Source organism: Paracoccus sp. (in: a-proteobacteria), assembly GCF_030538655.1.
In the GTDB taxonomy this organism is placed as follows: Bacteria; Pseudomonadota; Alphaproteobacteria; order Rhodobacterales; family Rhodobacteraceae; genus Paracoccus.
The window spans coordinates 1-9,538 of record NZ_JAUNTO010000040.1 but is presented as its reverse complement, the minus strand read 5'-3'; the positions used below and the strand labels follow the sequence as shown (position 1 = coordinate 9,538).

Annotated in this window: 8 protein-coding genes and 1 pseudogene; 7 read left to right on the top strand and 2 right to left on the bottom strand. The window is 60.6% G+C overall.

What is annotated here, in order from left to right:
• Window positions 1–303 precede the first annotated feature (303 nt).
• The 3 genes from Q4G22_RS15445 (at window position 304) to Q4G22_RS15435 (ending at window position 1,634) form a co-directional block, all read left to right on the top strand.
• A complete protein-coding gene (locus tag Q4G22_RS15445) occupies window positions 304–882 on the top strand; it encodes a hypothetical protein (RefSeq protein ID WP_303386778.1) in 579 nt (192 codons plus the stop codon).
• 101 nt (window positions 883–983) lie between these two features.
• The gene (locus tag Q4G22_RS15440; protein ID WP_303386777.1) at window positions 984–1,394 is read left to right on the top strand and encodes an Hsp20 family protein; all 411 of its coding nucleotides are present in this window, start codon (window positions 984–986) and stop codon (window positions 1,392–1,394) included.
• A 12-nt stretch (window positions 1,395–1,406) separates the two neighbouring features.
• Window positions 1,407–1,634: a DUF1150 domain-containing protein gene (locus Q4G22_RS15435; RefSeq protein WP_303386776.1), complete on the top strand. Its 228-nt coding sequence runs from the start codon at window positions 1,407–1,409 to the stop codon at window positions 1,632–1,634.
• A gap of 75 nt (window positions 1,635–1,709) precedes the next feature.
• Here the strand turns inward: Q4G22_RS15435 and Q4G22_RS15430 are convergent, their stop codons facing one another.
• Window positions 1,710–3,422: a bifunctional sulfate adenylyltransferase/adenylylsulfate kinase gene (locus Q4G22_RS15430; RefSeq protein WP_303386775.1), complete on the bottom strand. Its 1,713-nt coding sequence runs from the start codon at window positions 3,420–3,422 to the stop codon at window positions 1,710–1,712.
• Window positions 3,423–3,613: 191 nt separating this feature from the next.
• On the opposite strand from Q4G22_RS15430, the gene Q4G22_RS15425 reads away from it, so the two are divergent.
• Together Q4G22_RS15425 and Q4G22_RS15420 are read left to right on the top strand one after the other, a co-directional pair.
• Window positions 3,614–4,156 carry a hypothetical protein gene (locus Q4G22_RS15425; RefSeq protein ID WP_303386774.1) on the top strand — a complete coding sequence of 181 codons (543 nt, stop codon included), beginning with the start codon at window positions 3,614–3,616 and terminating at the stop codon, window positions 4,154–4,156.
• Window positions 4,157–4,285: 129 nt separating this feature from the next.
• Complete coding sequence (locus tag Q4G22_RS15420; RefSeq protein ID WP_303386773.1) at window positions 4,286–6,100, top strand: M3 family oligoendopeptidase; 1,815 nt, start codon at window positions 4,286–4,288, stop codon at window positions 6,098–6,100.
• A gap of 333 nt (window positions 6,101–6,433) precedes the next feature.
• On the opposite strand, the pseudogene Q4G22_RS15415 reads toward Q4G22_RS15420, so the two are convergent.
• Window positions 6,434–7,564: pseudogene (locus tag Q4G22_RS15415) on the bottom strand (IS3 family transposase).
• 917 nt (window positions 7,565–8,481) lie between these two features.
• Between Q4G22_RS15415 and Q4G22_RS15410 the strand changes: the two are divergent.
• Together Q4G22_RS15410 and Q4G22_RS15405 are read left to right on the top strand one after the other, a co-directional pair.
• Window positions 8,482–8,637 carry a hypothetical protein gene (locus Q4G22_RS15410; protein WP_303386772.1) on the top strand — a complete coding sequence of 52 codons (156 nt, stop codon included), beginning with the start codon at window positions 8,482–8,484 and terminating at the stop codon, window positions 8,635–8,637.
• Between the two features lie 57 nt (window positions 8,638–8,694).
• Window positions 8,695–9,468 carry a zinc-binding dehydrogenase gene (locus tag Q4G22_RS15405; protein ID WP_303386771.1) on the top strand — a complete coding sequence of 258 codons (774 nt, stop codon included), beginning with the start codon at window positions 8,695–8,697 and terminating at the stop codon, window positions 9,466–9,468.
• Window positions 9,469–9,538: the final 70 nt, after the last annotated feature.

Sequence of the window (9,538 nt, the reverse complement as noted above, 5' to 3'; positions counted from 1 at the left end):
CGGCAAGCGCGCCGATCGCCTCGTCCAGATCACGGTGTTCGCGGCGCAGCACCTCAAGCCGGGCGCGCGCGATTTCTTCCTGAGACATCTCGTGATGCGGGTTCATGGCAGATCCGGGTGAGGCGCTGGTTTCGTCCGTTATAATCGCTCCCCTCGTCCTTGTTAACAGGAAACCCGCAAAGCTGTATTTATGGTTAATCCCGGACATCTGCGCTTGACGGATGCAGCAGGCTTCACGACCCTGTGAGCATTCGCGCTGTGGAAAGAATGGCCATGTCCCGATTGCCCCGTGCTGCCCTTCTGATGTCCGCCCTGCTGATCCAGACCGCGCCGGGTGCGTTCGCACAGGCCGGTGCCGCTGAACGTCTGCGGGCCGAGGAAGAACAGCGATGTGTCTGGCGCTGCCTTGCCGATTCCCCCGGCGCGCATAGCCAGCAGTATCAAAGCTGCGTCGAACGGCTGTGTCAGGCGCCACCGCAAGCCCCGGCCGCGCGCCAATCTACCCCTCGCCAGCCCTCGGCACCGGGTTGGAGCAATCACAGGACATCGGGCGGCGGCGGGCATTCCGCCGAAATCGGGGCGGGTGGCCGCAAGCTGAGCGTCATGTGCAGCCGGGGCGGGCAGGTTGTGCTGGGCCTTGCGGGGTTTGGCGGCCGGGTGGATGCAATGGTGCTGACCATAGACAGGCGCGCGTATCGCAGCCCCGCGATCACCCGAGGCGGTATCCACTATGCGCAGGCCAGCCTGGCGGTCTTGCAGGCGTTGATGGCAGGGCGGCAGGTGCAGGCATCGGCGGCGGGCACCCGCGTCACCTTTCCGCTTGGCGGCTCGGGCGCGGCGATCCGCACCGCGCTGACAGGATGCGGGTTAAGCCTGCGCTGACCCGGCCCTTGTTTCCGGCCCACCGCCTTTCCATATTTATTCCGTGCCGGTCGCCATGACGGGATCGGCCGCCAGTCGCTTGCATCAGGAAGGGCTGAAGGATGAGCAAGATGAGTTTGGGGACGCATCCGTTCCTGTTAGGTTTCGACCAGATCGAGCGGCTGGCCGAACGTGCCGCCAAGGGTGCCGAGGGGTATCCGCCTTATAATATCGAACATATGCCGCCGGATACGTTTCGGATTACGCTGGCCGTGGCCGGCTTTTCCGACGAGGATCTGACGATCACCACCGAGGACCGGCAGCTTGTGATCCGGGGCCGTCAGGCCGAGCCTTCGGACGAGCGGGTTTTTCTGCACCGCGGGATTGCCGCCCGTGCCTTTCAGCGCAGCTTTGTTCTGGCCGATGGCGTGGATGTGACCGGGGCGCATCTGGAAAATGGCTTGCTGAATATCGACCTGAAAAGAGTGCAGCCACAGCAAGTGGTGCAGACCATACCGATCAGCCGCAAATAAAGGGGATCAAAGATGAATACGAAGTTTGATTTCAACGAAGGCCAGGGCGGCAACACCGTTTACATCCGCCGCGTGGCCATGGCCGAACTGCCCAATGAGGTGCGCGAACAGGCGCAGGGGCTGGACAGTCTGTATGCCGTGCATGGCATTGATGGCGAACGTCTGGCGCTGGTGCGCGACCGGCAACTGGCCTTTATGCTGGCACGCCAGAACGAGTTGACGCCGGTCAGCGTGCATTAACAATACCGGGACGGCGAAACCGCCCTGCCCTGTCCGCAATGAAAAAGGCCCCGCCTGTGCGGGGCCTTTCGTGTTTCAGTTCAGGCCGATCAGGCCCATGCCTTCCAGCTTCAGCAAGACTTCGTGCGCCGCGCTGTCCACGTCGATATTGGTGGTATCGACGCGCAGTTCCGGGTTCTGCGGCTCTTCATACGGGTCGGAAATGCCGGTGAACTCTTTGATCTTGCCTTCACGGGCCAGCTTATACAGGCCCTTGCGGTCACGGCGTTCACATTCCTCGATCGGGGTGGCGACGTGGACTTCGACAAAGGCACCGCCCGCTTCGACCATCTCGCGCACGGCGCGGCGGGTGGCGGTATAGGGGGCAATCGGCGCACAAATCGCGATGCCACCGTTCTTGGTGATCTCGGACGCGACATAACCGATGCGCTTGATGTTGATGTCGCGGTGTTCCTTGCTAAAGCCCAGTTCCGAAGACAGGTGTTTGCGCACCACGTCACCATCCAGCAACGATACGGGACGGCCGCCCATCTCCATCAGCTTGACCATCAGCGCGTTGGCGATGGTGGATTTGCCGCTGCCCGACAAGCCGGTGAAGAACACGGTAAAGCCCTGCCGCGCGCGCGGCGGCGAGGTGCGGCGAAGCTGTTGCACCACCTCGGGGAAGCTGAACCATTCCGGGATGTCCAGCCCTTCGCGCAGACGACGGCGCAGTTCGGTGCCGCTGATGTCCAGAACGGTGGAACCCTCGGGCACCTCGTTCGCGGGGAAATAGCTGGCCTTTTCCTGCACATAGACCATGTGCTTGAAGTCCACCATCTCGACGCCGATTTCGTCCTGGTGCTTTTTGAACAGTTCCTGCGCGTCATAAGGACCGTAAAAATCCTTGCCTTCGCTGTTCTTGCCGGGGCCAGCGTGGTCGCGGCCAACGATGAAATGGGTCGCACCGTGGTTGCGGCGGATCAGGCCGTGCCACACGGCTTCGCGCGGGCCAGCCATACGCATGGCAAGGTTCAGCAGCGACAGCGTGGTGGTGGCCTGCGGATATTTGTCCAGCACCGCTTCATAGCAGCGGACGCGGGTAAAGTGATCCACGTCGCCCGGCTTGGTCATGCCGACGACCGGGTGGATCATCAGGTTGGCCTGCGCCTCGCGCGCGGCGCGGAAGGTCAGTTCCTGATGGGCGCGGTGCAGCGGGTTGCGGGTCTGGAACACCACGACGCGCTGCCAGTTCAGTTTCTTGAACATCGCGCGCAATTCATTGGGCGTATTGCGGCGACCGCGGAAATCGTAATGGGTCGGCGGTTGCAAACCTTTGACCTTGCCGCCCAGATAAACCGGACCTGCAACATTATGCAGATAGTTAACGGCAGGATGCGCCATGTCATCGGCACCGAAAACCTTTTCCGCCTCGACCGATTTATTCGGCACCCATTTGTCGGTCACAGACAGGATCGCCAGAATGACGCCTTCCTGATCGCGCAGGGCGATGTCGGTGCCCGGTTCGATCTCACCCGCGAATTTTTCCGACACATCCAGCGTGATCGGCATCGGCCAAAGCGCGCCCGAAGTCAGGCGCATGTCATTGACGACGCCGTTATAATCAGCCTCGGACAAAAAGCCGGTCAGCGGCTGAAAGCCACCGTTCATCAGCAATTCAAGGTCGCAGATCTGGCGCGGGGTCAGATCCCACGATGGCATATGTCCTGCTGCGTCCTTCAGCGCGGCGGCGGCTTCTGCGGAAACATACAGTTCCGGGATCGGGGTGTGATTTTTCGCTTCGGTCATGGCTTTTCTGGATTTTTGGGGAGTGCGGCTTGTCGGGCCGCCAGGATGGGCCGCGCATAGCGGCCCTTGTGTGGAAACACAACTCTGAGGCTTGGAGCCGACCCAAAAAGCGCCGTGTTTTCGCGACAACTCAGCAAAATAGGAACAAATTTCTGCGCAAACCGTTGGGTCACGAACAATAAGGAGGAAACATGACCCGGATGATGCCCGAAGAAAAACGCGCCCTCGATCAAGAGGAACAGGAATTGTCGCAAGCGGCGCGTCAGCCCAATCTGGCCCGCCTGAGCGACAGCGATCTGAACGATCTGATCCGCCGCCTGCGCGACCGCCGCGACCGTGCGCGCGACATTGCCAGCCGTCAGCGCCGCGAAGCACGCGGAAAGGCTGCCCCGCGCGGCAACAGTCCAGCACGGGATAACGCCGGAACCAAGACCAAACATGACTATCTGTCCGCTGCTCTGCGCCGTGCCGGTGCCGAACAGAAAAAGCGCCGCGATGGCGGTGCTTCAGGCAAGGATCAGGCCGCATTGGCGCGCAAGGCCGCCGATCTCAAGGCTGCGGCAGAGGAACGCAACAGTATGAAGGAAGATGGCGGCCCGCTGCATCCACGCGACCCTGACGCCGACAAGGGCATGAAAAACATGAAGGAAACGGCGCACATCAAATACCCTTCCGGTGCCTTTGAACATGCGGGCGAAAAGCCTGCGCGGGAACGGTCTGGCCATCGCGGCTGATTTGCCCCGCTTGCCGCCCATCCCCCCGCGCCTTGCCCGGCGCGGGGGTTTGCGTGATCGCCTCACGGCAAGTCTTGCGCCCACCGTCCGCACGCCCCAGATTCCCCACAGCGAATGACAGGAGATTTCATGCACGCGACCCCGGTTTTCGATGCGAATGACAATGGCGCCGCCCCTGCCTTGGGTGATCTGCCGGTCTGGGATCTGAGCGATCTTTACCCCGCACCCGACGCCCCCGAACTGACCGCCGATCTGGACCGTCTGCACAATCTGGCCGCCGCCTTTGCCGCCGATTATCAGGGCAAACTGGCCGAACTGGATGCCGCCGCCATGCAGCAGTGCATTCAGCGATACGAGGAAATCAGCAATCTTGGCGGGCGGATCATGTCCTATGCCGGGCTGCGTCACGCCCAGAACACCGCCGATCCCGCCCGCGCCAAGCAGTTGGGCGATCTTCAGGCCCGCGTGACCGAGGACACGACACCGCTGGTGTTCTTCAGCCTCGAATTCAACCGTATTCCCGACGACCGCTATCAGGCGGTGTTCGCCGATGAACGGGTGGCACGATACAAGCCGGTGTTCGACCGGATGCGCGCCATGCGCCCGCACCAGTTGTCGGATGAGCTGGAACAGTTTCTGCACGACAATTCGGTGGTGGGTGCCGCCGCGTGGAACCGGCTGTTCGACGAAACCATGACCGCGCTGGAATTCGACGTCGATGGCGAAACGCTGGGGCTTGAGGCGACGCTGAACCTGCTGACCGACCATGACCGTTCGCGGCGCGAGGCGGGGGCGCAGGCGCTGGCTGTGACTTTTGGCGACAATCAGACTCTGTTCGCGCGTATTCACAACACCTTGGCCAAGGAAAAGGCCATCGAAGATAAATGGCGCAAGATGCCGGCCCCGCAATACGGCCGCCACCTGTCCAATGACGTGGAACCCGAGGTGGTCGAGGCGCTGCGTGCCGCCGTGGTCGCCGCCTATCCGCGTCTGTCGCATCGTTACTATGCGCTGAAGGCGAAATGGCTTGGCCTCGACAAGTTGCAGGTCTGGGATCGCAATGCGCCCCTGCCGACTGAAACCCCGCGTCTGATCGGCTGGGACGAGGCGCGGCAGATCGTGCTGGACGCCTATGCGGGGTTCGACCCCAAGCTGGCCGATCTGGCTGCGCCGTTCTTTGACAAGGGCTGGATTGACGCAGGCGTGACGCCGGGCAAATCGCCGGGCGCGTTCGCGCATCCGACCGTGACCGACGTTCACCCCTATGTTCTTCTGAACTATCTGGGCAAACCCCGCGACGTGATGACACTGGCGCATGAGTTAGGCCACGGGGTCCACCAGCGGCTGGCCGCAGCGCAGGGTGAGTTGCTGGCCGATACGCCGCTGACGCTGGCCGAAACTGCGTCGGTCTTTGGCGAGATGCTGACCTTCCGCGCGCTGCTGGACAAGACCACTGACCCGGCGCAACGCAAGACCCTGCTGGCCGGCAAGGTCGAGGACATGATTAACACTGTCGTGCGGCAGATCGCGTTCTATGATTTCGAATCGAAACTCCACGCCGCCCGCGCCCAAGGCGAACTGACGCCCGAGGACATCAACGCCCTGTGGATGTCGGTGCAGGCCGAATCGCTTGGCCCGGTGTTCGAATTCATGCCGGGATATGAAACCTTCTGGTCCTATATCCCGCATTTCGTGCATTCGCCGTTTTATGTTTACGCCTATGCCTTTGGCGACGGTCTGGTGAACGCGCTCTATGCCGCCTACGAGACCACGCCCGAGGGGTTCCAGCAGAAATATTTCGACCTGCTGCGGGCGGGCGGATCGAAACACCATTCCGACCTGCTGGCCCCCTTTGGCCTGAACGCCAGCGACGCGGCCTTCTGGGACAAGGGGCTGTCGATGATAGAAGGCTTCATCGACGAGCTTGAGGCGCTGGAGGAATAGCACCCTGCCCATGCGCCAGCCTCCAATCGTGAGGCTGGCGGTGACAGATCACTGGCGCAGCTTTCCCTGATCTGCGTTGCGCCAGTGGGTGTTTTGGCAAGCTTCGAGACAAGCATGATTTATCCTCTCTTTAAGTAAAATAAAAGGATGCCGGAGTTCGGCGGCCTTTCAGCATCTGGGATTAAATAATACTTAATCTCGACCAGAACACAGCCGAGCGTAAAAATACTGCCGCAGTCGGCTGCGTGTCGCAACGAACGGCTTTTATCTGCATTTCATCCAGCCTCATCATTAGGTAATCCTCCCCGTTTTAACGGGATGCGACCGTAGAACTCACGCGGCCATTTTCAGCTTCATGGCGGGTGTTACGCCGCCGATGCTCATGTTGGGGCGTTCGTTGTTGTAGGTCTATAGCCATTCGGTTGCGATCTGCCGCACCTCCTCGATGGTTTCAAACTCGATGGTTTCAAAGATGTAGAGGTCCAGCCATTCATGCCGGACCGTCCGGTTGTAGCGCTCGACGTATGCGTTCTGCTGCGGCTTGCCGGGCTGGATGTATCTCAGGGCGATGCCCTGCTTCTCGGCCCAGGTCATCAACGTGGCACTGACATATTCGGGACCGTTGTCCACCCTGATCGCCAAGGGTTTGCCGCGCCACTCGATGATCTGGTTCAGCGACCGGACGACCCGCACGGCGGGCAGCGAGAAATCGACCTCGATGCCCAGCCCCTCGCGGTTGAAATCGTCCAGCACGTTCAGCAGGCGGAACTGCCGCCCATCGGCCAGGCGATCCGCCATGAAGTCCATGGACCAGGTTCGGCGCCTCCGGCACGGCCAGTTCCTCGGGCTTCTCGCGCTTGAGGCGTCGCCGCGACTTGATCCGCAGGCTCAGCTCCAACTCGCAGTAGATGCGGTGGACCCGCTTGTGGTTCCAGACATGCCCTTTGACGTTCCGCAGCTGCAGGAAGCACAGGCCGAAACCCCAAGTCTTGTGGACCTTGGTCAGCCCGACCAGCAGGTCGGCGATCATCTCGTTCTCGTCGTCGCGCCTCGGGCTGTAGCGGAAACAGGTCTCGCTGACGCCAAATGCGCGACAGGCCAGCGCGATGCTGACCCCCTTCGTCGCCACCGCCTTCTCGGCCAACTCGCGGCGCTGAGCTGGCCGCGTCACTTTTTTCCCAGAGCCTCTCGGAGCAGATCGGCCTGCATGCTGAGGTCAGCAAACATGCGCTTCAGTCGCCGGTTCTCGTCCGCCAGAGCCGTTCGCGGTTCTCTCGAACCAGTGGCGATCACCGCTCACTCTGGCTCACCATGGACGCATCCATGCCGCCATCGGGCGCGCCATTTGTAGAACGTCGCGCTGCTGATCCCATGCTCGCGGCACAGTTCGGGCACCGCCAGCCCTCCCTCAGCCTGGCGCAACACGCCCATGATCTGCGTCTCGGTGAAACGGCTCTTCTTCATCGGAATCTCCTCGTCGATCCTGCCGAGAAAATTCTACCTTCGCACCGCCTTAACCATCGGGAGGATTACCATTACGGTTCTGAAATACCTTCCGGTCTCGCTGGCGATTGCGCAAAGGGAAACATGGGTCCGCTCTAATTCCACGACTGCATCCTCGGTGACCTTACGCTTCGTTCTCGCTACTTTACGCAGATTAATATCGACGACGTTGAAAATTATTGGCCCGGATCCCTCACCCAGAAAACACGGCACCATTTCCATGTTGAGGCGAAGGTTCAGGGCCGCCTGACGCGGGGACAGGAATTTTTCCTGCTTGTTCAGGTGGGCTTTCATCTCAACCGGATTCACCAGCAGATCCCGCGAGAATCTGGGCGGCACGCGTGAGTATCTTTCGATTACCGTGCACGAACGTCTGCAAGGGATCTGAGACAGAAGATGAAGACAGGGGATCAAAATACTGATGCAGCATGACAGCTTCAGAGCTGAGTGGTCCGGATCATGCCCGGGGCAAGATGATTTCAATTTTCACCACGGAGCTGTATTTCTCCCTCCGCGCCTCAATCATGGGTGCGGAAGGAGAAGTCGGCGAGAAAGCGTTTTTGACTTCGGTGCCTTGGTGAATAAACGAGAAGCCCGGCCAACTGTCTGTCTGGCCAAACCGGGCAAGGCAACATCATCTGTAAAAATATGCCTGCAAAAATAACCGTCCGACATCACTCGCGATGCTTGCGCGGCATTGGTCACGCCATTTCTAGCCCGGCTGACCGCCCCATCGTGAATGATGTGTTTTATTCTTATGAGCTTGTGAGTAGAACCACATACTGTTGAGAATTATTCACAACCCCATGCCATAACCCGCAGCTTATCCGCAGCTCGCGTCTATGTTAACGTGTATCCAAACGGGAAAAGGTGCTTTCATGACACACCTGCTGCAAACTCCAGCCATCGTTATCAATCAATACGGCGGCCCCGAGGTGATGCACCTGCAACAGATCGACCTGCCGCCGCCCGGCCCGGGGCAGGCGCTGATCCGCGTCAGGGCTATTGGCGTGAACTTTGTCGATGTTTATTAGCGCACGGGCTTTGACCCTCAACCGCTGCCATTCGTTCCGAGGCTGGAGGCGTCGGGCGTGGTCGAGGCGGTGGGCGCAGGTGTGACCACCACCACCAAGCCCGACGACCGTGTAAGTTTCGCCCGCCAGCCCGGCACCTATGTGGGGGCTTGCCTGGTGAATGCCGACAGCCTGATACCATTGCCGGAGGATATCAGCTTTGAGCAGGGCGCAGCGTTTCCCTTGCAGGGGATGACCGCGCATTATCTAATCCATGATTTCCGTCAGCCCCACCCCGGTAACGTGGCGCTGATCCATGCAGCGGCAGGCGGCGTTGGCCTGATGCTGGTGCAATGGGCACGGCATCTGGGCGCACGGGTGATCGGAACCGTTTCCACCGAAGACAAGGCGCGCGCGGTGCGTCAGGCAGGCGCGGATGAGGTGATTAACTATAGCCGGTCCGATTTCGCTGCGGAAACGCTGCGTCTGAATGGCAGTCATGGTGCTGATCTGATTATCGACGGTGTGAGCAAGGCGATCTTTCCCGGCAATCTGGCGGCGGCAGCCTTGCGTGGGCATATCATGATTTTTGGCGCGGCCAACGGTCCCGCTGACCCGGCGTCGCCAAATGCACTGATGACGCGATCACTGACGGTCTCAGGCGGGGATCTCAGGCATTTCCCGACCGACCGCGACCAGATGCTGCGCCGGGTAAGAGATACACTTGCCGGCATCCGCGACGACGGGCTGAACCTGCCGGTCTTTGCCACGCTGCTGCTGGCAGAGGCATCCAAGGCGCATCAGATGCTGGAAAAGCTGTCAAAGCAGCGGCAAGACATCCTGACGCCTTAATCCCGGTGGCGCAATGCCTCGACCAATGCGGTAAAGGCGGGCGAGGATTGCCTTCGGCTGGGGTAATACA